Origin of the sequence: Pseudocitrobacter cyperus (assembly GCF_039889165.1) — a bacterium.
In the GTDB taxonomy this organism is placed as follows: domain Bacteria; phylum Pseudomonadota; class Gammaproteobacteria; order Enterobacterales; family Enterobacteriaceae; genus Pseudocitrobacter; species Pseudocitrobacter cyperus.
Window position 1 is genome coordinate 321,044 of the sequence record NZ_JAYMYY010000005.1, and the last position, 23,753, is coordinate 344,796.

Annotated in this window: 25 protein-coding genes and 1 pseudogene; 21 read left to right on the top strand and 5 right to left on the bottom strand. The window is 53.0% G+C overall.

Annotated features, from left to right (window positions below; genetic code table 11):
* Positions 1–50 precede the first annotated feature (50 nt).
* The gene (locus VSR74_RS17350; protein ID WP_347795865.1) at positions 51–320 is read left to right on the top strand and encodes a type II toxin-antitoxin system TacA family antitoxin; all 270 of its coding nucleotides are present in this window, start codon (positions 51–53) and stop codon (positions 318–320) included.
* Between the two features lie 3 nt (positions 321–323).
* Entirely contained in the window at positions 324–860 is a 537-nt protein-coding gene (locus VSR74_RS17355; protein ID WP_347795866.1) for a GNAT family N-acetyltransferase, read from the top strand.
* Here VSR74_RS17355 and panM read toward each other — a convergent pair.
* Positions 826–1,209, bottom strand: coding sequence for an aspartate 1-decarboxylase autocleavage activator PanM (panM, locus tag VSR74_RS17360; protein ID WP_347795867.1), 384 nt, complete (start codon positions 1,207–1,209; stop codon positions 826–828). The genes VSR74_RS17355 and panM overlap by 35 nt on opposite strands.
* Positions 1,210–1,630: 421 nt before the next feature.
* On the opposite strand from panM, the gene livK reads away from it, so the two are divergent.
* The 11 genes from livK (at position 1,631) to ugpQ (ending at position 12,714) form a co-directional block, all read left to right on the top strand.
* Entirely contained in the window at positions 1,631–2,740 is a 1,110-nt protein-coding gene (gene livK / locus VSR74_RS17365) for a high-affinity branched-chain amino acid ABC transporter substrate-binding protein LivK (RefSeq protein ID WP_347795868.1), read from the top strand.
* Positions 2,741–2,794: 54 nt separating this feature from the next.
* A complete protein-coding gene (gene livH, locus VSR74_RS17370; RefSeq protein WP_347795869.1) occupies positions 2,795–3,721 on the top strand; it encodes a high-affinity branched-chain amino acid ABC transporter permease LivH in 927 nt (308 codons plus the stop codon).
* Positions 3,718–4,998, top strand: coding sequence for a high-affinity branched-chain amino acid ABC transporter permease LivM (locus tag VSR74_RS17375; RefSeq protein ID WP_347795870.1), 1,281 nt, complete (start codon positions 3,718–3,720; stop codon positions 4,996–4,998). The genes livH and VSR74_RS17375 overlap by 4 nt, the downstream gene beginning before the upstream one ends.
* A complete protein-coding gene (gene livG / locus VSR74_RS17380; RefSeq protein WP_347795871.1) occupies positions 4,995–5,762 on the top strand; it encodes a high-affinity branched-chain amino acid ABC transporter ATP-binding protein LivG in 768 nt (255 codons plus the stop codon). Before VSR74_RS17375 ends, livG begins: the two co-directional genes overlap by 4 nt.
* Position 5,763: 1 nt before the next feature.
* A complete protein-coding gene (gene livF / locus VSR74_RS17385) occupies positions 5,764–6,477 on the top strand; it encodes a high-affinity branched-chain amino acid ABC transporter ATP-binding protein LivF (protein ID WP_347795872.1) in 714 nt (237 codons plus the stop codon).
* Between the two features lie 208 nt (positions 6,478–6,685).
* Positions 6,686–7,438, top strand: coding sequence for a hypothetical protein (locus VSR74_RS17390; RefSeq protein WP_411914263.1), 753 nt, complete (start codon positions 6,686–6,688; stop codon positions 7,436–7,438).
* 297 nt (positions 7,439–7,735) lie between these two features.
* Positions 7,736–9,052: a sn-glycerol-3-phosphate ABC transporter substrate-binding protein UgpB gene (gene ugpB / locus VSR74_RS17395; RefSeq protein WP_347795873.1), complete on the top strand. Its 1,317-nt coding sequence runs from the start codon at positions 7,736–7,738 to the stop codon at positions 9,050–9,052.
* Positions 9,053–9,175: 123 nt separating this feature from the next.
* Positions 9,176–10,063 carry a sn-glycerol-3-phosphate ABC transporter permease UgpA gene (gene ugpA, locus VSR74_RS17400; protein WP_347795874.1) on the top strand — a complete coding sequence of 296 codons (888 nt, stop codon included), beginning with the start codon at positions 9,176–9,178 and terminating at the stop codon, positions 10,061–10,063.
* On the top strand, positions 10,060–10,905 hold the full coding sequence (ugpE, locus tag VSR74_RS17405; protein ID WP_276218844.1) for a sn-glycerol-3-phosphate ABC transporter permease UgpE: 846 nt from the start codon (positions 10,060–10,062) through the stop codon (positions 10,903–10,905). The genes ugpA and ugpE overlap by 4 nt, the downstream gene beginning before the upstream one ends.
* 1 nt (position 10,906) lies before the next feature.
* Positions 10,907–11,977 (top strand): sn-glycerol-3-phosphate import ATP-binding protein UgpC, encoded by a 1,071-nt coding sequence (locus VSR74_RS17410; RefSeq protein ID WP_347795875.1) that lies wholly within the window; start codon positions 10,907–10,909, stop codon positions 11,975–11,977.
* On the top strand, positions 11,974–12,714 hold the full coding sequence (gene ugpQ / locus VSR74_RS17415) for a glycerophosphodiester phosphodiesterase (protein WP_347795876.1): 741 nt from the start codon (positions 11,974–11,976) through the stop codon (positions 12,712–12,714). The genes VSR74_RS17410 and ugpQ overlap by 4 nt, the downstream gene beginning before the upstream one ends.
* Here the strand turns inward: ugpQ and VSR74_RS17420 are convergent.
* Positions 12,711–12,848, bottom strand: a pseudogene (locus VSR74_RS17420) (hypothetical protein); the annotation flags it as partial. The gene ugpQ and the pseudogene VSR74_RS17420 overlap by 4 nt on opposite strands.
* 175 nt (positions 12,849–13,023) lie before the next feature.
* Between VSR74_RS17420 and VSR74_RS17425 the strand changes: the two are divergent.
* Together VSR74_RS17425 and VSR74_RS17430 are read left to right on the top strand one after the other, a co-directional pair.
* Positions 13,024–14,130, top strand: a complete 1,107-nt coding sequence (locus VSR74_RS17425; protein WP_347795877.1) for a colicin-like pore-forming protein — start codon at positions 13,024–13,026, stop codon at positions 14,128–14,130.
* A 71-nt stretch (positions 14,131–14,201) separates the two neighbouring features.
* Positions 14,202–14,468, top strand: coding sequence for a hypothetical protein (locus VSR74_RS17430; protein WP_347795878.1), 267 nt, complete (start codon positions 14,202–14,204; stop codon positions 14,466–14,468).
* Positions 14,469–14,621: 153 nt separating this feature from the next.
* Here VSR74_RS17430 and VSR74_RS17435 read toward each other — a convergent pair whose 3' ends face one another.
* The gene (locus VSR74_RS17435; protein WP_347795879.1) at positions 14,622–15,062 is read right to left on the bottom strand and encodes a DUF2756 family protein; all 441 of its coding nucleotides are present in this window, start codon (positions 15,060–15,062) and stop codon (positions 14,622–14,624) included.
* Between the two features lie 121 nt (positions 15,063–15,183).
* Here VSR74_RS17435 and ggt point away from each other — a divergent pair, with 121 nt between their 5' ends.
* The gene (gene ggt, locus VSR74_RS17440; RefSeq protein WP_347795880.1) at positions 15,184–16,935 is read left to right on the top strand and encodes a gamma-glutamyltransferase; all 1,752 of its coding nucleotides are present in this window, start codon (positions 15,184–15,186) and stop codon (positions 16,933–16,935) included.
* A gap of 89 nt (positions 16,936–17,024) precedes the next feature.
* Here the strand turns inward: ggt and yhhY are convergent, their stop codons facing one another.
* Positions 17,025–17,528, bottom strand: a complete 504-nt coding sequence (yhhY, locus tag VSR74_RS17445) for an N-acetyltransferase (RefSeq protein ID WP_347795881.1) — start codon at positions 17,526–17,528, stop codon at positions 17,025–17,027.
* Positions 17,529–17,988: 460 nt separating this feature from the next.
* On the opposite strand from yhhY, the gene VSR74_RS17450 reads away from it, so the two are divergent.
* From VSR74_RS17450 to gntU, 5 genes are all read left to right on the top strand, one after another.
* Positions 17,989–19,026, top strand: a complete 1,038-nt coding sequence (locus tag VSR74_RS17450; protein WP_347795882.1) for an oxidoreductase — start codon at positions 17,989–17,991, stop codon at positions 19,024–19,026.
* Positions 19,027–19,147: 121 nt separating this feature from the next.
* A complete protein-coding gene (locus VSR74_RS17455) occupies positions 19,148–19,843 on the top strand; it encodes a pirin family protein (RefSeq protein WP_347795883.1) in 696 nt (231 codons plus the stop codon).
* Positions 19,844–19,945: 102 nt separating this feature from the next.
* Entirely contained in the window at positions 19,946–20,941 is a 996-nt protein-coding gene (gntR, locus tag VSR74_RS17460) for a gluconate operon transcriptional repressor GntR (protein ID WP_347795884.1), read from the top strand.
* Positions 20,942–21,076: 135 nt separating this feature from the next.
* Positions 21,077–21,610: a gluconokinase gene (gene gntK, locus VSR74_RS17465; RefSeq protein ID WP_347795885.1), complete on the top strand. Its 534-nt coding sequence runs from the start codon at positions 21,077–21,079 to the stop codon at positions 21,608–21,610.
* Positions 21,607–22,947 (top strand): gluconate transporter, encoded by a 1,341-nt coding sequence (gntU, locus tag VSR74_RS17470; RefSeq protein WP_347795886.1) that lies wholly within the window; start codon positions 21,607–21,609, stop codon positions 22,945–22,947. Before gntK ends, gntU begins: the two co-directional genes overlap by 4 nt.
* Positions 22,948–23,030: 83 nt before the next feature.
* Here gntU and VSR74_RS17475 read toward each other — a convergent pair whose 3' ends face one another.
* Complete coding sequence (locus tag VSR74_RS17475) at positions 23,031–23,624, bottom strand: YhgN family NAAT transporter (RefSeq protein ID WP_347795887.1); 594 nt, start codon at positions 23,622–23,624, stop codon at positions 23,031–23,033.
* Between the last annotated feature and the right edge of the window lie 129 nt (positions 23,625–23,753).

Here is a 23,753-nt window from a genome sequence, read left to right on the forward strand (position 1 = left end):
TTTGTACGGTAATTTTCCGTACAAATTGAAGTTAAAATTAAGAGGCTGTTATGCCAGCACTAAAAAAACAGCGAATCGATCTCCGGTTGAGTGATGATGATAAAAGCATGATTGAGGAGGCAGCGGCGATCACCAATCAGTCCGTGACTCAGTTCATGCTGAACAGCGCCTCGGAAAGGGCGGCGGCTGTCATCGAAGAACATCGACGTATTGTCTTAAATGAAGACTCCTGGAAACGCGTGATGGATGCGCTTGATACGCCTCCGGAGCTGAACGAAAAACTGAAACGCGCAGCGAGACGTCTTTTAGACATGGAGTAGAGCGTGCAAGACCTGATTATTGAGATTCTCCAGGACGATGTGGAGTATGACTGGCGTCAGTTTGATTGCGGCGAAGCGTCTTTGAATCACTTTTTGAAAGAGCATCTGCGCCGCCAGCATGATGGCAAAGTTTTACGTGGTTATGTGCTCAGAAGCGGTAATGTGGTGCTAGGGTATTACACCCTGTCCGGGAGCTGTTTTGAGCGGTTGGCGTTGCCTTCGAAATCAGGGCAGAAGAAAATTCCTTATCGGAATGAACCCGGAGTTACTTTGGGTCGACTGGCGGTGGACAAATCGCTTCAGGGAGAAGGATGGGGTTCGCTGCTGGTGACACATGCCATGAAAGTGGTGTACCAGGCATCACAGGCCGTGGGCATTTATGGCCTGTTTGTCGAAGCGCTGAATGAGAAAGCCCAGGCTTTTTATCTTTCGCTGGGCTTTATCCCGCTGGTGAGAGAAAACAGTCGGTCACTGTTCTACCCAACACAGTCCATTGAGCGGCTGTTCACCGCTTCTCCCAACCATCCGCCTGTGCCGTAAAGCCCAGCGCCTGCATAAATGCCGCCATTACGCCACGGTCTTCCACGCCGATATCCGCCATCCACCAACTGGATGCCTGTGGGTTATCCGCGATAGTTTCTTCCAGCAGGTATTGCCCTACGCCGCGGCGACGGGTGATTTCCCGCACACGCAGGGAATCCAGCGTTGCCTGTGTTCCTTCGAGCGTCACGCGCACGGCGCCCAGCAAGCGCTCATTAAAAAGCGCGGCGTAGATACGGTGGGTATCATCAAGCGTTAGTGAATCAATGTCGTACTCCGGCCAAATTTTTGCCAGATCGAGACGATCCTGCGCGCTGAAGCGCTGTAAGCGGATGATGGTCAGCTTCATTATGAAAAAATCCTGCCAAAACGGGTAACTGAGTGTACCTAATTTTCCTTTCAGGGCGATTCTGTTTTTCATTTATTCATTAGCTGATTAGTTTTAATCGCCGGATAAAGGCAGTTTTATCCAGTATGGATTGAAAAATAAGCAGTGTTTTACCCTGGAAAGTAGTGATTTATCCCGCCTTAAGTCCCGTTATTTTATGCTGAATTATGGACTTTTTTTGTTTATCTCGGCATAAATACAGAATATTATCTCTGCTTAATAGACTGAAAAATAGAGATTTTAGTCTTGTTTTAGCCAAAAAACCGCGCTAAATCATTAAAGAGACTGGTAAAAATAGCGTTGTTTAAAAAAAGAACAGAGTGCGTTTTGACCATAAAACTACAAAATAAATAGATCACGTCACGAATGGGGATACATAACTATGAGACCGAATGCGAAAACAGCGATCGCAGGGTTGATCGCACTGGCAATGTCGCATGTTGCGATGGCTGAGGATATTAAAGTGGCCGTTGTCGGCGCGATGTCCGGCCCGGTAGCCCAGTGGGGCGACATGGAGTTCAACGGCGCGCGTCAGGCGATTAAAGATATCAACGCCAAAGGCGGTATCAAAGGCAACAAACTGGTTGGCGTGGAGTATGACGACGCGTGTGACCCGAAACAGGCCGTTGCCGTGGCCAACAAGATTGTTAACGATGGCATTCAGTACGTTATCGGCCACCTCTGCTCTTCTTCCACGCAGCCGGCTTCCGACATCTATGAGGATGAAGGCATTCTGATGATCACGCCGGGCGCAACCAACCCGGAACTGACCCAGCGCGGCTATCAGCACATCATGCGTACCGCCGGTCTCGACTCCTCTCAGGGCCCGACTGCGGCGAAATATATTCTGGAGAACGTGAAGCCGCAGCGTATCGCCATCATCCACGACAAACAGCAGTACGGTGAAGGGCTGGCGCGTTCCGTGCAGGAAGGCCTGAAAGCGGGTAAAGCCAATATCGTCTTCTTCGACGGGATTACCGCGGGTGAGAAAGATTTTTCCGCGCTGATCGCCCGCCTGAAAAAAGAGAATATCGATTTCGTTTACTTCGGCGGCTACTACCCGGAAATGGGCCAGATGCTGCGCCAGGCGCGTTCAGTCGGCCTGAAAACCCAGTTTATGGGCCCGGAAGGCGTGGGTAACGCATCACTCTCTAACATCGCGGGCGATGCCGGGGAAGGGATGCTGGTGACGATGCCGAAACGTTATGACCAGGAACCGGCCAACAAAGCGATTGTGGATGCACTGAAGGCGCAGAAGAAAGATCCAAGCGGCCCGTATGTGTGGATCACCTATGCAGCGGTGCAGTCTCTGGCAACCGCGATGGAGCGTACCGGCAGCGATGAGCCGCTGGCGCTGGTCAAAGATTTGAAAGCAAACGGTGCTGACACCGTGATTGGGCCGCTGAAATGGGATGAAAAAGGCGATCTGAAGGGATTTGAATTTGGTGTTTTCCAGTGGCACGCCGACGGGTCATCAACCCCGGCGAAGTAACTGTCATCCCACCCTCCGGGCGCAATACCCGGAGGGGTTGAAAAAGGTCTGAATATGTCCGAGCAGTTTCTCTATTTTATGCAGCAGATGTTTAACGGCGTTACGCTGGGAAGCACCTATGCATTGATCGCCATCGGTTACACCATGGTTTACGGCATTATCGGCATGATTAACTTCGCCCACGGCGAGGTGTACATGATCGGTAGCTATGTCTCCTTTATGATCATCGCCGCCCTGATGATGATGGGCATCGATACCAGTTGGTTGCTGGTCGCCGCCGGGTTTATCGGCGCGATAATCATCGCCAGCGCCTACGGCTGGAGCATCGAGCGGGTGGCTTATCGCCCGGTGCGAAACTCCAAACGCCTGATTGCGCTGATCTCCGCTATCGGGATGTCCATCTTCCTGCAAAACTACGTCAGCCTGACGGAAGGCTCGCGTGACGTGGCGCTGCCGAGCCTGTTTAACGGCCAGTGGACTATCGGCAGCAGTGAAAGTTTCTCTGCCAGCATCACCACCATGCAACTGGTTATCTGGATTGTGACCTTTATCTCTATGCTGGCGCTGACGCTGTTCATCCGTTATTCCCGCATGGGCCGCGCCTGTCGCGCCTGCTCGGAAGACCTGAAAATGGCGAGCCTGCTCGGTATTAACACCGACCGCGTTATCGCGCTCACCTTCGTGATTGGCGCCGCGATGGCCGCAGTTGCAGGTGTTCTGCTCGGCCAGTTCTATGGCGTGATTAACCCGTATATCGGCTTTATGGCCGGGATGAAAGCTTTCACCGCAGCCGTTCTGGGCGGTATCGGCAGTATTCCGGGCGCGATGATCGGCGGCCTGATCCTCGGTATCGCCGAGGCGCTCTCTTCTGCTTATCTGAGTACCGAATATAAAGATGTGGTGTCGTTCGCCCTGCTGATTCTGGTACTGCTGGTGATGCCGACCGGTATTCTGGGTCGCCCGGAGGTAGAGAAAGTATGAAACCGATGCATTTTGCGATGGCGCTGCTTTCGGCCGTCATGTTCTTTATTCTGGCGGGCGTCTTTATGGGCGTTCAGTTGCAACTGGATGGTACGAAGCTGGTGGTCGGTTCGGCGGCGGACATCCGCTGGCAATGGATTTACATCGGCACGGCGGTGGTTTTCTTCTTCCAGTTGCTGCGGCCTGCGTTCCAGAAGAGCCTGAAAAATGTCTCCGGGCCGAAGTTTGTGCTGCCGGCGATTGATGGTTCCACTGCTAAACAGAAACTGTTTCTGGTGGCGCTACTGGTGATTGCCGTCGCGTGGCCGTTTATGGTGTCGCGTGGTACGGTGGATATCGCCACTCTGACCATGATTTACATCATCCTCGGCCTCGGTCTGAACGTCGTTGTTGGTCTTTCTGGCCTGCTGGTGCTGGGCTATGGCGGTTTTTATGCCATCGGCGCGTACACCTTCGCGCTGCTGAACCACTATTACGGCCTCGGTTTCTGGACGTGTTTGCCGCTGGCGGGGCTGGTTTCTGCGGCGGCGGGCTTCCTGCTCGGCTTCCCGGTGCTGCGCCTGCGCGGTGACTATCTGGCGATTGTCACCTTAGGCTTTGGTGAAATCGTCCGTATCCTGTTGCTGAATAATACCGAGGTGACTGGTGGGCCGAACGGGATCAGCCAGATCCCTAAACCGACCTTCTTCGGCCTGGAGTTCAGCCGTACCGCCCGCGAAGGCGGCTGGGATACCTTCAGCAACTTTTTCGGCATCAAGTATGACCCGTCTGACCGCGTGATTTGGCTCTACCTGGTGGCGCTGCTGCTGGTGGTGTTCTCCCTGTTTGTGATTAACCGTCTGCTGCGTATGCCGCTGGGGCGCGCATGGGAAGCGCTGCGGGAAGATGAAATCGCCTGCCGCTCGCTAGGCCTCAGCCCGACGCGCATCAAGCTGACGGCGTTTACCATCAGCGCCGCGTTTGCCGGTTTCGCTGGTACGCTGTTCGCTGCGCGCCAGGGCTTTGTCAGCCCGGAATCGTTCACTTTCGCCGAATCCGCGTTTGTGCTGGCGATTGTGGTTCTGGGAGGAATGGGCTCGCAGTTCGCCGTGATCCTGGCAGCTATCCTGCTGGTGGTATCGCGTGAACTGATGCGCGACTTTAACGAATACAGCATGCTGATGCTGGGTGGTTTAATGGTGCTGATGATGATCTGGCGACCTGAGGGCTTGCTGCCGATGACCCGTCCACAGTTGAAGCTGAAAAACGGGGAAGCGAAAGAAGGAGAGCAGGCATGAGTCAGCCATTATTATCCGTTAGCGGCCTGATGATGCGTTTTGGCGGCCTGCTGGCGGTGAACAACGTCAATCTGGAATTACACCCGCAGGAAATCGTATCCCTGATTGGCCCGAACGGCGCGGGGAAAACGACAGTCTTTAACTGCCTGACCGGTTTTTACAAACCGACGGGCGGCACCATCATGCTGCGCGACCAGCATCTGGAAGGGCTGCCGGGTCAGCAAATCGCCCGCATGGGTGTGGTGCGTACTTTCCAGCACGTGCGCCTGTTCCGCGAAATGACGGTGATTGAAAACCTGCTGGTGGCACAGCATCAACAACTGAAAACCGGCGTTTTCTCCGGCCTGCTGAAAACCCCGTCGTTCCGCCGTGCGCAAAGTGAAGCGCTCGACCGCGCTGCGACCTGGCTTGAGCGTATTGGTCTGCTGGAACACGCTAACCGTCAGGCGAGCAACCTGGCTTATGGCGACCAGCGTCGGCTGGAGATCGCCCGCTGCATGGTGACGCAGCCGGAAATTTTGATGCTCGATGAACCCGCGGCGGGTCTCAACCCGAAAGAGACCAAAGAGCTGGACGAGTTGATTGCGGAACTGCGCAACCATCACAACACCACCATTCTGCTGATTGAGCATGATATGAAGCTGGTGATGGGCATCTCCGACCGCATCTACGTGGTGAACCAGGGGACGCCGCTGGCGAACGGTACGCCGGAGCAAATTCGTAATAACCCGGACGTCATCCGCGCATATTTAGGTGAGGCATAAAATGGAAAAAGTCATGTTGTCTTTTGACAAGGTTAATGCCCACTACGGCAAGATTCAGGCACTGCATGAGGTGAGCCTGCATATCAACCAGGGTGAAATCGTCACCCTGATCGGCGCCAACGGCGCGGGAAAAACCACGCTGCTGGGTACGCTGTGCGGCGACCCGCGCGCCACCAGCGGGCGGATTGTCTTTGATGATAAGGACATTACCGACTGGCAGACCGCGAAAATCATGCGTGAAGCGGTGGCGATTGTCCCGGAAGGGCGTCGCGTCTTCTCGCGCATGACGGTGGAAGAGAACCTGGCGATGGGCGGTTTCTTCGCCGAACGCGATCAGTTCCAGGAGCGTATTCAGTGGGTATACGAACTCTTCCCGCGTCTGCATGAGCGCCGTATTCAGCGGGCGGGCACTATGTCCGGTGGTGAACAGCAGATGCTGGCAATTGGCCGTGCGCTGATGAGCAACCCGCGCCTGCTGCTGCTGGATGAGCCGTCGCTGGGTCTGGCACCCATTATCATTCAGCAGATCTTCGACACCATTGAGCAACTGCGCGAACAGGGGATGACCATCTTCCTCGTTGAGCAGAACGCCAATCAGGCGCTGAAGCTCGCTGACCGTGGCTACGTGCTCGAAAACGGTCACGTGGTGCTCGAAGATACGGGCGACGCGTTGCTGGCGAATGAAGCGGTGAGAAGCGCCTATTTGGGCGGGTAACGCCACGGCAAAAATATCGCAGAAGTGATAAACCAGTATTGTCAGTCATTATCAGGAGCCGAAAGGCTCCTTTTTTTATGGAGGAATCAAAATCCGAATTTGCCGTTCAGCTATTGCCATTATTTAATTTCGGCGGTTATAAGTAGCACCAAATACCTCGTACTTTATATGGATTATTCAGTAAATAATTGATTCAGGGAGAAATACGGTGCCACTCTTATTGATTTTGTCGGTTGCAGTACAATTATTTTGCGCTTTTCATGTTATACGTTCTGGTAGCGATCGCTATTGGATTTTTATTATCCTGGTGTTTCCCGGGATGGGATGCCTTATCTACTTTTTATTTGTAGTTCTACCGGATGCGAGTTCCAGTTATCACGGATGTTCATTGACCGCTCTTGCCATGGATAAAATAAGCCCGGAACGTCATCTTAGAAAACTGACGGAAGAGTTATCGATTGCTGAGACAAATCAGAATCACTTTTTGCTGGCAAACGAGTTAGCACGCCTGGGGCGGTATCATCAGGCTATCCCTCATTATCGGGAGTCGCTGCGTGGCATTTTTGCTCATGAAGCACCCATGATGTTGAGCCTTGCCAGGGCTGAGTTCGCCACCCAGGATTTTGCGCGTTGCCAGCAAACGCTGGAAGATTTGATTAAATTCAATCCAGATTTTCAATCTTCAGAGGGGCACTTACTTTTTGCCAGAGCTTTAGCCGCTCAGGGAGACTACGTAGCGGCAGAGAGTGAGTTCAAGGTACTTGTGGAATACTACCCGGGCCCGGAGGCACGGATTCGCTACGCGGAAATGCTGGAAAAATCGAACCGCCTTCATGAAGCGAATGAGCAATATGTCGCTGTTGTCGAAACCGCTAAGCGGTCAAGGTCGCAATACCGTAAATACCATCGCGAATGGATTAAAATAGCGAATGAGAAACTCCGGCAAGCTATTGTCAAATGAATGAAAGCATTTCCTCTTTGCTACCCTGATGGGAAAACACGGTGAAGAGATAAAGGCGCTGGCAGATAAATAATAGATTTAAAATAGCGGCTTTTTGTCTCTTTACCCCCACCTATACGTGTCCCACCTCCCATTTTCCTGTCACCGCAGCGTCATCGTCTTGCCATCCCTCTGCCGCCTGACTATCTTTTTTTTGTAATAAAAAAGTTATTTTTCTGTAATTCGAGCATGTCATGTTACCCCCGCGAGCATAAAACGCGTGAAATCGCGCATCCAGAACAACAAGAGAGATAACCGATGAAACTGTTACGACATACAGCCTCAGGATTGGCGCTCAGTCTGGTATTTGTTGGCCAGGCGCTGGCAGTGACTAACATTCCCTTCTGGCATTCGATGGAAGGGGAACTGGGTAAAGAAGTTGATTCTCTGGCGCAGCGTTTCAATGCCGCCAACCCTGATTACAAAATTGTGCCCATCTATAAGGGTAACTACGAACAGAACCTGAGCGCGGGGATCGCCGCGTTCCGTACCGGGAATGCGCCGGCGATTTTGCAGGTGTATGAAGTGGGCACCGCCACGATGATGGCGTCGAAAGCCATTAAGCCGGTGTATGAAGTGTTTAAAGAGGCCGGGATTAACTTTGATGAGTCGCAGTTTGTGCCGACGGTTTCCGGTTACTACTCCGATGCGAAAACCGGGCATCTCCTTTCTCAGCCGTTTAACAGCTCAACGCCTGTTCTCTACTACAACAAAGACGCCTTTAGAAAAGCCGGATTAGACCCGGAACAGCCACCGAAAACCTGGCAGGATTTAGCGGCCTACACCGGGAAACTGAAAGCGGCGGGAATGAAGTGCGGCTATGCCAGCGGCTGGCAGGGCTGGATCCAACTGGAAAACTTCAGCGCCTGGAACGGCCTGCCGTTTGCCAGCAAAAACAACGGGTTTGATGGCACTGATGCGGTGCTGGAGTTCAACAAACCGGAGCAGGTGAAACACATTGCGCTGTTGCAGGAGATGAACAAGAAGGGCGACTTCAGCTATGTGGGGCGTAAAGATGAATCGACCGAGAAGTTCTATAACGGTGATTGCGCGATCACTACGGCCTCTTCCGGGTCACTGGCGAACATCCGCCAGTACGCCAAATTCAACTACGGCGTGGGCATGATGCCCTACGATGCGGATGCCAAAGACGCACCGCAGAACGCCATTATCGGCGGGGCGAGCCTGTGGGTGATGCAGGGTAAAGATAAAGAAACCTACACCGGCGTAGCGAAGTTCCTCGAATTTCTGGCGAAGCCGGAAAACGCCGCCGAATGGCATCAGAAAACCGGTTATCTGCCGATCACCACCGCCGCGTATGACCTGACCCGCGAGCAGGGGTATTACGAGAAGAATCCGGGCGCAGACACCGCGACGCGTCAGATGCTGAACAAGCCGCCGCTGCCGTTCACCAAAGGGCTGCGTCTGGGCAATATGCCGCAGATCCGCGTGATTGTGGATGAAGAGCTGGAAAGCGTGTGGACTGGCAAGAAAACGCCACAGCAGGCGCTGGATTCCGCCGTTGAACGTGGGAACCAGTTGCTGCGCCGCTTCGAGAAATCGACGAAGTCTTAATCCGTACTTTCCCCCTCACCCTAACCCTCTCCCTCAGGGAGAGGGAACAGAACTGCGCGGGTTTTCACTCTCTCCCACTGGGTGAGGGCCGGGGTGAGGGGCAATTCAACCAAGAGTCTAACTATGTCCTCATCCCGTCCGGTGTTCCGCTCGCGGTGGCTGCCCTATTTACTGGTGGCTCCGCAACTGGTTATCACCGTTATTTTCTTTATCTGGCCTGCGGGTGAAGCGCTGTGGTATTCACTGCAAAGCGTTGATCCGTTTGGTTTCTCCAGCCAGTTTGTCGGCCTGGATAACTTCGTCGCCCTGTTCCAGGACAGCTACTATCTCGATTCCTTCTGGACGACGATCAAGTTCAGCACCATGGTGACGGTCAGCGGTCTGGTTATCTCGCTGGTCTTCGCTGCGCTGGTGGAGTACATCGTGCGCGGCAGTCGGTTGTACCAAACGCTGATGCTGCTGCCTTACGCCGTCGCGCCTGCGGTTGCTGCCGTGCTGTGGATTTTCCTCTTTAACCCCGGACGTGGGCTGATTACTCATTTCCTCGCGGAATTTGGCTACGACTGGAACCACGCGCAAAACAGCGGCCAGGCGATGTTTCTGGTGGTATTTGCCTCGGTCTGGAAGCAGATCAGCTACAACTTCCTGTTCTTCTACGCCGCGCTGCAATCCATTCCGCGATCGCTCATTGAAGCAGCGGCGATTGACGGCGCAGGCCCGATTCGCCGCTTCTTCAAGCTCGCCCTGCCGCTGATTGCGCCGGTGAGCTTCTTCCTGCTGGTGGTGAATCTGGTGTACGCCTTCTTCGACACCTTCCCGGTGATCGACGCCGCGACGGCGGGCGGCCCCGTGCAGGCGACGACCACGCTGATTTATAAAATTTACCGCGAAGGTTTTACCGGGCTGGATCTCTCGGCCTCCGCCGCGCAGTCGGTGGTGCTGATGTTCCTCGTCATCGTGCTGACGGTGGTGCAGTTCCGCTATGTGGAAAGTAAGGTGCGTTACCAATGATTGAGAACCGTCCGGGGCTGACGATATTCAGCCATACGATGTTGATTCTGGGGATTGCGGTGATCCTCTTCCCGCTGTACGTCGCCTTCGTGGCGGCGACGCTGGATGACCAGGCGGTTTTCGCCACGCCGATGACGCTGATTCCCGGTACGCATCTGCTGGAAAATATGCATCACATCTGGGTGAACGGTGTTGGCGTGAACAGCGCGCCGTTCTGGCGAATGATGCTCAACAGTTTTGTGATGGCGTTCAGCATCACTGTGGGCAAGATTACCGTCTCAATGCTTTCCGCTTTCGCCATTGTCTGGTTCCGCTTCCCCCTGCGTAACCTCTTCTTCTGGATGATTTTTATCACCCTGATGCTGCCGGTTGAAGTGCGTATCTTCCCGACGGTAGAGGTCATTGCCAACCTGAAGATGCTCGATAGCTACGCCGGGTTGACGCTGCCGTTAATGGCGTCGGCGACCGCGACGTTTCTGTTTCGTCAGTTCTTTATGACCCTCCCGGATGAGCTGGTGGAGGCCGCGCGTATCGATGGAGCATCACCGATGCGTTTCTTCCGCGACATCGTCTTCCCGCTGTCGAAAACCAATCTGGCGGCGCTTTTTGTGATCACCTTTATCTACGGCTGGAACCAGTATCTGTGGCCGCTGCTGATCATCACTGATGTGGATCTCGGCACCACCGTTGCGGGCATCAAAGGGATGATCGCGACCGGAGAAGGCACAACCCAATGGAACCAGGTGATGGCGGCGATGTTATTAACGCTTATCCCGCCCGTGGTGATTGTTTTAGTCATGCAGCGTGCCTTTGTACGCGGTTTAGTGGACAGTGAGAAATAAGATGGCAGGACTGAAATTACAGGCAATAACCAAAAGCTGGGATGGTAAAACCCAGGTCATTAAACCGCTGACGCTGGACGTGGCCGATGGCGAGTTTATCGTGATGGTCGGGCCCTCCGGCTGCGGGAAATCCACGCTGCTGCGCATGGTGGCCGGGCTTGAAAGGGCGACCAGCGGCGATATCTGGATTGACGGGAAACGCGTAACCGAAATGGAACCGAAAGATCGCGGTATTGCGATGGTGTTCCAGAACTACGCCCTCTACCCGCATATGAGCGTGGAAGAGAACATGGCGTGGGGGCTGAAAATCCGCGGTATGGGAAAACAGCAGATTGCCGAACGCGTGAAAGAAGCGGCGCGCATTCTGGAACTGGACGGGCTACTGAAACGTCGCCCACGCGAGCTTTCCGGCGGCCAGCGCCAGCGCGTGGCGATGGGCCGCGCCATTGTGCGCGACCCGGCGGTGTTCCTGTTCGATGAACCGCTCTCAAACCTGGATGCCAAGCTGCGCGTGCAGATGCGCCTTGAGCTACAGCAACTGCATCGCCGCCTGAAAACCACCTCGCTGTACGTCACCCACGATCAGGTCGAGGCGATGACGCTCGCCCAGCGCGTGATGGTGATGAATGGTGGCATCGCCGAACAGATCGGTACGCCGGTAGAAGTGTACGAAAAGCCCGCCAGCCTGTTTGTGGCGAGCTTTATCGGCAGCCCGGCGATGAATCTGCTGGCCGGGCGTATCAATAATGAAGGCACGCACTTTGTGCTGGAAGATGGTCTGTCGCTGCCGTTGAATGGCTATTATCGCCAGCACGCCGGGCGTAAAATGACCCTCGGTATCCGCCCGGAGCATATTGCGTTAAGCTCGCAGGCAGAAGGTGGCATACCGCTGGTGATGGACACCCTCGAAATGCTGGGCGCGGATAACCTCGCGCACGGTCGCTGGGGCGAACAAAAGCTGGTAGTACGCCTGGCGCACCAGGAGCGCCCGACGGCGGGAAGCACGCTGTGGCTGCATCTTCCGGACAATCATTTGCATCTTTTTGATGGCGAAACAGGACAACGAGTATGAGTAACTGGCCTTACCCTCACGTAGCTGCCCATCGTGGCGGCGGCAAACTGGCGCCGGAAAACACCCTGGCGGCTATCGATGTGGGGGCGCGTTATGGGCATACCATGATTGAGTTCGACGTTAAGTTGTCGAAAGACGGCGAAATTTTCCTCCTGCATGACGACAACCTTGAGCGCACCAGCAACGGTTGGGGCGTGGCAGGCGAACTGAACTGGCATGATTTACTGCGTGTGGATGCAGGTAGCTGGTTTAGCGGGGCGTTTAAGGGGGAGCCATTGCCGCTTCTGTCTCAGGTGGCAGAGCGATGCCGTGAACACGGCATGATGGCGAATATTGAAATCAAACCGACCACCGGCACTGGGTCTTTGACCGGGAAAGTGGTGGCGCTGGCGGCGCGGGAACTGTGGGCGGACATGACGCCGCCGCTGCTCTCATCCTTTGAAATCGATGCGCTGGAAGCGGCGCAGCAAGCCGCGCCGGAGCTACCGCGTGGGTTACTGCTTGATGAGTGGCGCGACGACTGGCGCGAACTGACCACGCGATTGGGCTGCGTGTCGATTCACCTCAACCATAAACTGCTGGATGAAGCGCGGGTAGACGCCCTGCGCGAAGCGGGGCTGAAGATTCTGGTATACACGGTAAACAGACCCCAGCGTGCTTCACAACTGCTGCGCTGGGGCGTGAACTGCATCTGTACCGATGCTATCGACGTCATCGGCCCGGACTTCCATCCTTAAGGCAGATTCGTTTTCACCGGCAGACTGGGGTTATTATTCAACATGTCGCCATTCTGCCGTTGAGGCAACATATGCTGCTGATTATTCAGCAGCGAATCGCTGTTTCCTGATGCCCCGCTTTGGTTCAGCATCCCAGTTAAATACCTCCTTATAGAGTTTGTACATTTGTGATAGTGGTATATTACAAATAAGAGTTTGATAATGTATATATATTTACTGCATGTAGACTGCAGCACATTTTTATGGGTAATTATAAGCTGCTGCAATTAAATATCTTATTGTATTCATCAACTCAATAAAGGATTTACTATGCCCGGATTTAACTATGGTGGCGGAAGTGGTGATGGTACTTCGTGGAGTTCTGAACGAGGAACGGAGCCAGACCCTGGAGGTGGAAGTAAGTCAGGGGGCGGTCGTAACTCTGGAGGTAATATAAATCTAGATATATCAGTTTTGAAGGCTGGTGATTCTCTCAAAACTCCACTTGGAATAATTATTATTAACTCTCGCGGTCAACCTACCATGAATGGTATAGTTATGACGCCTGACAATTCATCATTAATTACAATAGCACCAGGACATCTAGCTAGAGTTTTAAATTCATTATTAGAAAAAAACCGTAAACAAGATAACATATATCTTACAAAAAAAGACGAGGCAGTATCAAAATTTTCAGTTGATTACATTGGGATAATTGAGTCAATTCAAAATGGAGTATTCCCTACGGGATATTCATTGAAAGATGGTAAAGTTGGTAGTATGCAACCATACTATACTACTACTCGAGGAGGTCATGGCGATCACTCGCGTTTTCTGGCTGGTACACGTTTTACAGAAGAACCTGTTCTCACCGCAGCTTATAAACTTGGAAAAATACAGTTAAAAGATGCTGTGAAATTTACTAGTGATTTTTATCAGGAGTTGACATCAAGACTAGGAAAGGCTGCTGGGAACTATGCGAAGGATCTAGAGAAGAATGTCAATGGAAAGAAGATACGGAGTGTTGAGCAGGCATTATCAGCAATAACAAAATATGAAAATTTACTGGGAACTAAATTCAATGCAAAAGATCGTAAGGCTATCGCTACTGCCCTTGAATCAGTTCATTATGAAGAGTTGGCGGTTAAATTAGCCAAATATAGCAAGGTCTTTAAATATACCAGTAGTATGATTGATGCTTATGATACCTACCGGGAATTAATCACGGCCTTAAAAACAAATAGCTGGCGTCCATTCTTTATAAAGGTTGAATCTTTGGTGGTGGGGAAGGCTGCGACAGGAGTTGCTGCATTTCTGATGGCATCGATCACTGGTATTCCTATTGGGCTTATAGGGTTTGCATTTATAATGGCTTTGGTCGGTGCCTTGGTCGATGATTCAATGATTAACTCATTAAATAAAAAACTAGGGATATAATAGTAAAAAAAGCAGGCAATTATCACTTGCCTGCTTTTTTATTTATAAAGATATAAACTATGCTAAGCGGAATGGCAAAGAATAAACATGTCAGCCAATATAAAGCATATAATCCATTTTTACCTATGTCATCAGCGAAAAAGCCTTCATGCCAGAAGTTATTGGGCGTGATGCGTGAAAATATAAGCTCTAATGATTTTTTCGAAAATGGGAAAAGAGGACAGCTAATTAATGCAATTATTCTCAGTGTGAATATATTTCCATCTGCCGGACGTAAAAACCAATCCATTACGATGAATGCGAGTATCGAGAACGCTATAAATCCATTTCGTAGATAATAATTTAATGTCATTTTGCTTTCAGATTCTCACCGAAACATGCCATGCATAGCAAGAAAATCATTATGATTGAAAGCGCTGCAGGCGTCCATATAGTTGCCTGCAATGGATCCCCAGCGCACACTACGATTACTGCGCCGGGGACTTACATCCTTAAGGCAGATTCGTTTTCACCGGCAGACTGGGGTTGTTATTCAACATGTCGCCATTCTGCCGTTGAGGCAACATATGTTGCTGATTATTCAGCAGCGAATCGCTGTTTCCTGATGCCCCGCTTTGGTTCAGCATCCCGCCGTTAGTATTGGGGAGCATTTGCTGACCTGCGGGGGTTCGCTCCCCCGGCTGAGCCTGCTGTATCCGCTGCCTGTCATTGTTCATTTGCGTCTGAAGCTGCTGCTGCTGAACGCGCGTTTGCGTCTGCAACTGCTGATTCAGCATCCCTTTCTGTTGCACCTGCTGGGATTTCATCTGCGTTTGTAACCGCTGCTGGCTCGGAATTTTATAGTCCGGCAGATTGGGATTGTTGGTGGTATTAAGTGGCTGTGCGACAGCGGCAAACGGAAGCAGTGCCGCCAGAATCAGTAATCGTTTCATTGTTTCTCCTCCCTTCTGAGGGATCTCTTAAGTTTACCTCGTTTTGGCCATAACGATGATTTTTTAGGAGTTTTGAACCAGGCTTAAGCGGGCCCTGTTACCCCAATTCTGGAGAACAACGATGATGAAACAGACGTTTGCGCGTTGGCTGGCGATTGCCGCGTTGACCGCGGGAGGGAGTTTTGCCGTGGCGGCAGCGACGACCGAGCCTGCTGCACCACCGGTATCTTATGGCGTAGAGGAAGATGTTTTTCACCCGGTGCGCGCGCATCAGGGGATGGTGGCGTCGGTAGACGCGCTCGCCACGCAGGTCGGGGTGCAAATCCTGAAAGAGGGCGGAAATGCCGTTGATGCAGCGGTCGCAGTGGGATATGCGCTGGCAGTCACGCACCCGCAGGCGGGCAATCTGGGTGGCGGTGGATTTATGCTGCTGCGCACCAAAGACGGAAAGACAACGGCGATTGATTTCCGTGAAATGGCTCCCGCCCAGGCCACGCGCGATATGTTCCTCGATGATCATGGCAACCCGGACAGCAAAAAATCGCTGACCTCGCATCTGGCCTCCGGCACGCCGGGCACGGTGGCGGGTTTCTCACTGGCGCTGGAAAAGTACGGCACACTGCCGCTCAACAAAGTGGTTCAGCCCGCGTTCAAACTGGCGCGCGATGGCTTTGTGGTGAACGATGCGCTGGCAAACGATCTCAAAACCTACGGCAGTGAAGTTATTCCCAACCATGAAAACAGCAAAGCGATTTTCTGGAAAGATGGCGAGCCGCTGAAAAAGGGCGATAAGCTGGTGCAAAAAGATCTGGCAAAAAGCCTGGATCTGATTGCTGAAAACGGCCCGGATGCGTTTTATAAAGGCGCCATCGCCGATCAGATTGCTGATGAGATGCACAAGCACGGCGGACTGATTACCAAAGCGGATCTCGCGGAATATAAAGCGGTAGAGCGCACGCCGATCGGTGGTGATTATCGTGGTTATCAGGTATTCTCGATGCCACCGCCTTCTTCCGGCGGGATCCACATTGTGCAAATCCTCAATATTCTCGAAAATTTCGACATGCATAAATATGGCTTTGGCAGCGCCGATGCGATGCAGGTGATGGCGGAAGCTGAGAAGCGCGCTTATGCGGATCGTTCAGAATACCTGGGCGACCCGGATTTTGTGAAGGTGCCGTGGCAGGCGCTGACCAGCAAAGCCTACGCCAAATCGATAGCCGAACAGATTGATATCAACAAGGCGAAACCGTCCAGCGAAATTCGCCCTGGCAAGCTCGCGCCTTACGAGAGCAATCAAACCACCCATTTCTCGGTGGTGGATAAAGACGGTAACGCGGTGGCAGTGACCTATACGCTGAACACCACCTTTGGTACCGGCATTGTTGCCGGGAACAGCGGCATTCTGATGAATAATCAGATGGATGATTTCTCCGCTAAGCCGGGCGTGCCGAACGTTTATGGCCTGGTCGGCGGTGACGCGAATGCGGTAGGGCCGAAGAAGCGTCCGCTATCGTCCATGTCGCCAACGATTGTGGTGAAAGACGGCAAAACCTGGCTGGTGACTGGTAGCCCAGGCGGCAGCCGGATTATCACCACGGTGCTGCAAATGGTGGTGAATACCATCGATTATGGGATGAATGTTGCGGAAGCCACTAACGCGCCGCGATTCCATCACCAGTGGCTGCCGGATGAGTTGCGCGTGGAGAAGGGCTTTAGCCCGGATACGCTGAAACTTCTGGAGCAGAAGGGGCAGAAAGTGGCGCTGAAAGAGGCGATGGGCAGTACGCAGAGTATTATGGTCGGGCCGGACGGCGTGCTGTATGGCGCGTCAGATCCGCGTTCGGTGGATGATTTGACGGCGGGGTACTGAATTTACCTCCCTCATTCTAACCCTCTCCCACAGGGAGAGGGGACTGTCCGTGCGGTCTGCTTTTCTCCCTCTCCCTGTGGGAGAGGGCATCAGGCCGCGCTCATTCCTTTCACTCGCGCCATAAAATACGCATCCACATATTCCCCGTTGCGCAGACCATACTTCTTCCCGGTGCCTTCAATTTCAAAGCCGTGCTTCTTATACACCGCAATCGCCGGGGCATTATCGACAAATACTGTTAACTCGATACGCTCTACGCGCAGCCAGTTGTCGCACATATCAATCATCTCGCGCACCAGGGCGCTGGCGACGCCGCGGTTTTGCCAGCCAGCATCAACGCAAATACCAAAATCGGCCACATGGCTGCGGCGCGGGCGTTGCGCTACGTCGATGCACAGATGCCCGACCACCGTGTCGTCAATGCAGGCGACAAGCTGCTTGATGCCGGGCTGGTCGGCGAGACGCGCTTCCCACATTTGTTCAGAAGGATGAGGAACCTGTAGCGTGTTGTAATATACCTCCGGCTGGGCGTGGATCTGCCGAATGGCAGCGTAATCTTTTGGTTCCGTGTGGCGTATTACTATCTCACTCATTCCTTGTTTCCTCTGTGGGGGGATTATCCCCTTCAACATCATTGACTTTAAAAGCGGAGTCAACTGACATTTTTTGCAAAAAGTGTTGGACAAGTGCGAATGAGAATGATTATTATTGTCCTGCATTCAGGAAGACCCCTGAGGGAGAACCTGAAAGCACGACATTGCTCACATTGCTTCCAGTATTACTTTAGCCAGCCTTGCGCTGGCTTTTTTTTGGTTTTGTTCCAGCCTGGCTTACTTGCCATTTTGTTCCCGGGCTGTGCTCGCAATCCTCACGTACATTAAGTACGTTCCGGTTGCTGCGCGCAGGCCGTGAACAAACTGGCTGCGACGCCGACGGATGGTGCGCGGGCATTCTTGCTCTATTTCTCCGGCTCCGGCCACTAACACACTTCCTCGTTTTGTCTCTCTTCGCTTTGCGCTATGGTGTAACCAGATACCTTAAAAGGACGACATCATGACCCTACACTGTGCATTTATCGGTTTTGGTAAAAGTACCACCCGCTATCATCTTCCCTACGTTCTTAACCGCAAAGATAGCTGGCATGTGGCGCACATCTACCGTCGCAGCGCGAAGCCGGAAGAGCAGCAGCCGCAATACTCCCATATCCATTTCACCAGCGATCTGGACGAAGTGCTGAATGACCCCGAAGTGAAGCTGGTGGTGGTGTGTACTCATGCCGATAGCCATTTTGATTACGCAAAGCGCGCGCTGGAAGCCGGGAAAAACGTGCTGGTTGAGAAGCCGTTCACCCCCACGCTTGCTGAAGCGAAAGAGCTGTTTGCGCTGGCGAAAAGCAAAGGGTTGACCGTTACGCCATATCAGAACCGCCGTTTTGACTCCTGCTTCCTGACCGCGAAAAAGGCCATTGAAAGCGGCAAACTCGGTGACATCGTGGAAATTGAAAGCCACTTTGACTACTACCGTCCGGTGGCGGAAACCAAACCCGGCTTGCCGCAGGATGGCGCGTTTTACGGCCTTGGCGTGCACACGATGGATCAGATCATTTCTCTGTTTGGTCGCCCGGATCATGTCGCCTATGACATCCGCAGCCTGCGCAATAAAGCCAACCCGGATGATACCTTCGAAGCCCAGCTTTTTTACGGCGATCTGAAAGCCATCGTTAAAACCAGCCACCTGGTGAAAATCGACTACCCGAAATTTATCGTCCACGGCACCAAAGGCTCGTACCTGAAATACGGTATCGACCAGCAGGAAACCAGCCTGAAGGCCAATATCATGCCGGGTGAGCCGGACTTTGCCGCTGATGACTCCATCGGGCAGCTTGAGTACGTCAACGCTGAAGGCGTGACGGTGAAAGAAGAGGTGAAACCGGAAACGGGCGACTACGGGCGTGTGTACGATGCGCTGTATCAAACGATTGCTCACGGCGCGGAGAATTACGTCAAGGAATCTGAAGTTCTGACCAATCTGGAGATCTTAGAGCGCGCCTTTGAACAGGGATCGCCTGCCACCGTAACGCTCGCCAGATAAGATGTTAAGGCTCCTCTATTCTTGTTCACATTTTTTGAACAGAGGAGTCAATTTTCACCCACTATCATCCCAGGCCGTTTGGGGCCACACTTACTCCATCGAAAACATGAGGGGGTAACAAATGATTTTCTTACGCAAAGCAAATGAACGTGGTCATGCAAATCATGGTTGGCTGGATTCCTGGCATACCTTCTCGTTTGCTAACTATTACGACCCGAATTTTATGGGCTTCTCGGCACTGCGCGTGATTAACGATGACGTGATTGACGCAGGCCAGGGGTTCGGTACGCACCCGCACAAAGATATGGAAATTTTGACCTATGTACTGGAAGGCGCCGTTGAGCACCAGGACAGCATGGGGAACAAAGAGCAGGTTCCGGCAGGTGAGTTCCAGATTATGAGCGCGGGTACCGGTGTACGTCACTCCGAGTACAACCCAAGCAACACTGACCGTCTGCGCCTGTATCAAATCTGGATTATTCCAGAAGAAACCGGCATTACGCCGCGTTACGAACAGCGCCGCTTTGACGCTGAGCAGGGTAAACAACTGGTGCTGTCGCCGGATGCGCGTGATGGTTCGCTGAAAGTGCATCAGGATATGGAACTTTACCGCTGGGCGCTGGCGAAAGATGAGCAGTCGGTGCATCAGATTGCCGCCAACCGCCGCGTGTGGATTCAGGTGGTAAAAGGTAACGTCACCATCAACGGCACCAAAGCGACGACCAGCGATGGTCTGGCGATCTGGGATGAGCAGGCGATTTCGGTTCATGCCGACAGCGAAAGTGAAATCCTGCTGTTCGATCTGCCGCCAGTATAATAACGCGTAAATAAATAACCTAACCTCCCCAATCAACCGGGGAGGTTATCTTATCTCCGTGGTAAACTGAGAGAATGTTTCACTTTGATTTCTCTCAGGACGATGAAAAAGAAAAGACCCGTACTTCAGGATGTGGCCGATCGCGTCGGCGTGACCAAAATGACGGTCAGCCGTTTTTTACGCAATCCGGAGCAGGTCTCCGTCGCGCTGCGAGGTAAAATTGCTCAGGCCCTGGATGAGCTGGGTTATATTCCTAATCGTGCCCCTGATATTCTCTCCAATGCGACCAGCCGTGCGGTTGGCGTACTCCTCCCTTCCTTAACCAACCAGGTATTCGCTGAAGTGCTTCGCGGCATTGAAAGCGTGACCGACGCGTATGGTTATCAGACGATGCTTGCGCACTACGGCTATAAGCCGGAACTGGAGCAGGAGCGTCTGGAATCGATGCTCTCCTGGAATATTGATGGCTTGATCCTCACCGAGCGATCTCACACGCCGCGTACCCTGAAAATGATTGAAGTCGCGGGCATTCCGGTGGTTGAACTGATGGACAGCAAATCGCCGTGCCTCGATATTGCGGTGGGATTCGATAACTTTGAAGCCGCGCGGCAAATGACGGCAGCGATTATCGCGCGCGGCCACCGGCATATTGCCTATCTTGGCGCGCGTCTCGATGAACGTACTATCATCAAACAAAAGGGTTATGAGCAGGCGATGCTCGATGCCGGGCTGATACCTTACAGTGTGATGGTCGAGCAGTCGTCGTCCTACTCTTCGGGGATTGAACTGATGCGCCAGGCGCGTCGCGAATATCCGCAGCTTGACGGCATCTTCTGTACCAACGATGACCTTGCGGTGGGCGCCTCCTTTGAGTGCCAGCGTCTGGGCTTACGTATTCCTGATGATATCGCCATTGCCGGTTTTCACGGTCATGATATCGGGCAAGTGATGGAACCCCGCCTGGCAAGCGTCCTGACGCCGCGTGAACGCATGGGGCGCATCGGTGCCGAACGTCTGTTAGCGCGGATCCGAGGTGAAACAGTTACGCCTAAAATGTTAGATTTAGGTTTCACTTTGTCACCGGGCGGTTCAATTTAGCCCTAACAAATTTGAAGTAGATCACACATATTCACTTCTGGCACGAATGGTGATTGCTTCTCCACTGGCCCGGCATGACAATGTTACCGATAACAGTTACCCGTAACAAATTCTTGTGTCCAGCAGGAGGACGCTTTGAGCACGACTAATCATGATCACCATGTCTACGTTCTGATGGGCGTATCTGGCAGTGGTAAATCCGCTGTCGCCAGTGAAGTGGCGCATCGACTGAATGCCGCGTTTCTTGATGGCGATTTCCTTCACCCACGTAGCAATATCGTCAAAATGTCCTCCGGCGAACCGCTGAACGACGACGACCGCAAACCGTGGCTTCAGGCGCTGAACGATGCCGCATTTGCCATGCAGCGTACCAACAAAGTTTCCCTGATTGTCTGTTCTGCGCTGAAAAAAGCGTACCGCGACATTCTGCGTGAAGGTAACCCGAATCTCTCCTTCGTCTATCTGAAAGGCGATTTCGACCTGATCGAAAGCCGTCTGAAAGCGCGTAAAGGTCACTTCTTCAAAACGCAAATGCTGGTTACGCAGTTCGAAACGCTGCAGGAACCGAATGCTGAAGAACGCGATGTGCTGGTGGTTGATATCGATCAGCCGCTGGAAGGCGTTATCAACAGTACTATTGAAGTGATTAACAAAGGCAGTAACGCGTGACAACTTTAACGCTGGTTTTAACAGCAGTAGGCTCTGTTCTGCTGCTGCTGTTTTTAGTCATGAAGGCGCGTATGCACGCCTTCCTGGCTTTGATGGTGGTTTCTATTGGTGCAGGTCTTTTCTCGGGTATGCCGCTGATTAAAATTGCGGAAACCATGGAAAAAGGGATGGGCGGTACGCTGGGCTTCCTGGCTATCGTGGTCGCGCTGGGCGCGATGTTCGGCAAGATCCTGCATGAAACGGGCGCGGTCGATCAGATTGCCGTCAAGATGCTGAAATCTTTTGGCCACAACCGCGCGCACTATGCGATTGGCCTGGCCGGTCTGATTTGTGCACTGCCGCTGTTCTTCGAAGTGGCGATTGTGCTGCTGATTAGCGTCGCGTTCTCTATGGCGCGTCACACCGGAACTAACCTGGTGAAACTGGTGATTCCACTGTTCGCCGGTGTTGCGGCGGCAGCGGCCTTCCTGCTGCCTGGGCCCGCGCCGATGTTGCTGGCTTCCCAGATGCACGCCGATTTCGGCTGGATGATTCTGATTGGTCTGTGCGCGGCGATCCCGGGCATGATCATTGCTGGCCCGCTGTGGGGCAACTTTATCAGCCGCTACGTTGAGCTGAGCATTCCGGACGACATCACCGAGCCGCACCTGGGCGAAGGCAAGATGCCGTCCTTCGGTTTCAGCCTTGCGCTGATCCTGCTGCCGCTGGTACTGGTCGGTCTGAAAACGATTGCCGCGCGCTTTGTTGCTGAAGGCTCCACCGCGTACGAATGGTTTGAATTTATCGGGCACCCGTTCACGGCTATCCTGATTGCGTGTCTGGTTGCTATTTATGGTCTGGCATACCGTCAGGGCATGGCGAAAGACAAAGTGATGGAGATCTGTGGTCACGCGCTGCAACCTGCGGGCATCATCCTGCTGGTTATTGGTGCAGGTGGCGTGTTCAAACAGGTTCTGGTTGACTCTGGCGTGGGCCCGGCACTGGGCGAAGCGCTGACCGGTATGGGTCTGCCGATTGCCCTGACCTGCTTCATCCTGGCGGCTGCGGTGCGTATTATTCAGGGTTCCGCGACGGTTGCCTGTCTGACGGCGGTTGGCCTGGTGATGCCAGTGATTGAACAACTGAACTACAACGGCGCGCAGATGGCGGCACTCTCTATCTGTATCGCGGGCGGCTCGATTGTGGTCAGCCACGTGAACGACGCCGGTTTCTGGTTATTCGGTAAGTTTACCAACGCTACCGAAGCGCAAACCCTGAAAACCTGGACCATGATGGAAACCATCCTCGGTACCGTGGGCGCGATTGTCGGTATGATTGCGTTTACCCTGCTGAGCTAGGTTTTACAGAACGCTATTGCGAAAGGGCTTCCTGATGGAAGCCCTTTTTTATTGGCGAAATCACCCGGTGGCGCTACAGGACATCACCCCTTCATCCACATCCGAATCCCGTCCAGGAACATCTGCGTCGCCATCATCACCAGTATCAGCCCCATCAGGCGTTCCAGCGCGTTAACGCCTTTCTCGCCCAGCAGTCGCAAAAATAGCGACGATTGCAGCAGAATGGCCACTGTGCCGCCCCAGGCGATCAGCAGGGCGATAACGAGATGGCTCATATTGTTGGGATATTGATGTGACAGCAGCATCAGGGTTGCCAGCAGCGTTGGCCCGGCTACCAGCGGGATCGCCAGCGGCACAATAAATGGCTCTTCGCCCGCGGGTAAACCGGAACTGTTCTCCGTGCTGCTGGGGAAAATCATTTTAATGGCAATCAAAAACAGAATGATGCCGCCGGAGATGGAAACTGTCTCGGCGCGCAGGTTTAAAAAGGCCAAAATCTTTTCGCCGGCAAACAAAAAAATCAGCATGACCAGAAGTGCGATTAAAAGCTCACGTATCATGATCGCTTTGCGGCGCCTGGGTTCCGTGTGTTTTAGCACCGACATAAAAATCGGCAGGTTTCCCAGTGGATCCATAATCAGGATCAACAAAACGGATGCAGAAAAGATTTCATTCATAACTCAAATTCCCTGATAATCACTAAGGATTTTCTGATGAGCACGAGACCAATGGAATGGTGACGTAAGTGGTTCGTGCTGACTCCCAAATAGGGAGTAATAAGTTGCGTTTCTGATTGCATAGCAATC

Coding starts and splice junctions, on each gene's coding strand:
- ugpQ (WP_347795876.1), top strand. CDS start 11,974: ATGAGTAACTGGCCTTACCCTCACGTAGCTGCCCATCGTGGCGGCGGC.
- gntR (WP_347795884.1), top strand. CDS start 19,946: ATGAAAAAGAAAAGACCCGTACTTCAGGATGTGGCCGATCGCGTCGGC.
- ugpE (WP_276218844.1), top strand. CDS start 10,060: ATGATTGAGAACCGTCCGGGGCTGACGATATTCAGCCATACGATGTTG.
- VSR74_RS17410 (WP_347795875.1), top strand. CDS start 10,907: ATGGCAGGACTGAAATTACAGGCAATAACCAAAAGCTGGGATGGTAAA.
- livK (WP_347795868.1), top strand. CDS start 1,631: ATGAGACCGAATGCGAAAACAGCGATCGCAGGGTTGATCGCACTGGCA.
- livH (WP_347795869.1), top strand. CDS start 2,795: ATGTCCGAGCAGTTTCTCTATTTTATGCAGCAGATGTTTAACGGCGTT.
- livF (WP_347795872.1), top strand. CDS start 5,764: ATGGAAAAAGTCATGTTGTCTTTTGACAAGGTTAATGCCCACTACGGC.
- VSR74_RS17435 (WP_347795879.1), bottom strand. CDS start 15,062: ATGAAACGATTACTGATTCTGGCGGCACTGCTTCCGTTTGCCGCTGTC.
- yhhY (WP_347795881.1), bottom strand. CDS start 17,528: ATGAGTGAGATAGTAATACGCCACACGGAACCAAAAGATTACGCTGCC.
- VSR74_RS17475 (WP_347795887.1), bottom strand. CDS start 23,624: ATGAATGAAATCTTTTCTGCATCCGTTTTGTTGATCCTGATTATGGAT.
- ugpA (WP_347795874.1), top strand. CDS start 9,176: ATGTCCTCATCCCGTCCGGTGTTCCGCTCGCGGTGGCTGCCCTATTTA.
- ugpB (WP_347795873.1), top strand. CDS start 7,736: ATGAAACTGTTACGACATACAGCCTCAGGATTGGCGCTCAGTCTGGTA.
- VSR74_RS17425 (WP_347795877.1), top strand. CDS start 13,024: ATGCCCGGATTTAACTATGGTGGCGGAAGTGGTGATGGTACTTCGTGG.
- VSR74_RS17375 (WP_347795870.1), top strand. CDS start 3,718: ATGAAACCGATGCATTTTGCGATGGCGCTGCTTTCGGCCGTCATGTTC.
- VSR74_RS17430 (WP_347795878.1), top strand. CDS start 14,202: ATGGCAAAGAATAAACATGTCAGCCAATATAAAGCATATAATCCATTT.
- panM (WP_347795867.1), bottom strand. CDS start 1,209: ATGAAGCTGACCATCATCCGCTTACAGCGCTTCAGCGCGCAGGATCGT.
- ggt (WP_347795880.1), top strand. CDS start 15,184: ATGATGAAACAGACGTTTGCGCGTTGGCTGGCGATTGCCGCGTTGACC.
- VSR74_RS17350 (WP_347795865.1), top strand. CDS start 51: ATGCCAGCACTAAAAAAACAGCGAATCGATCTCCGGTTGAGTGATGAT.
- VSR74_RS17450 (WP_347795882.1), top strand. CDS start 17,989: ATGACCCTACACTGTGCATTTATCGGTTTTGGTAAAAGTACCACCCGC.
- VSR74_RS17455 (WP_347795883.1), top strand. CDS start 19,148: ATGATTTTCTTACGCAAAGCAAATGAACGTGGTCATGCAAATCATGGT.
- livG (WP_347795871.1), top strand. CDS start 4,995: ATGAGTCAGCCATTATTATCCGTTAGCGGCCTGATGATGCGTTTTGGC.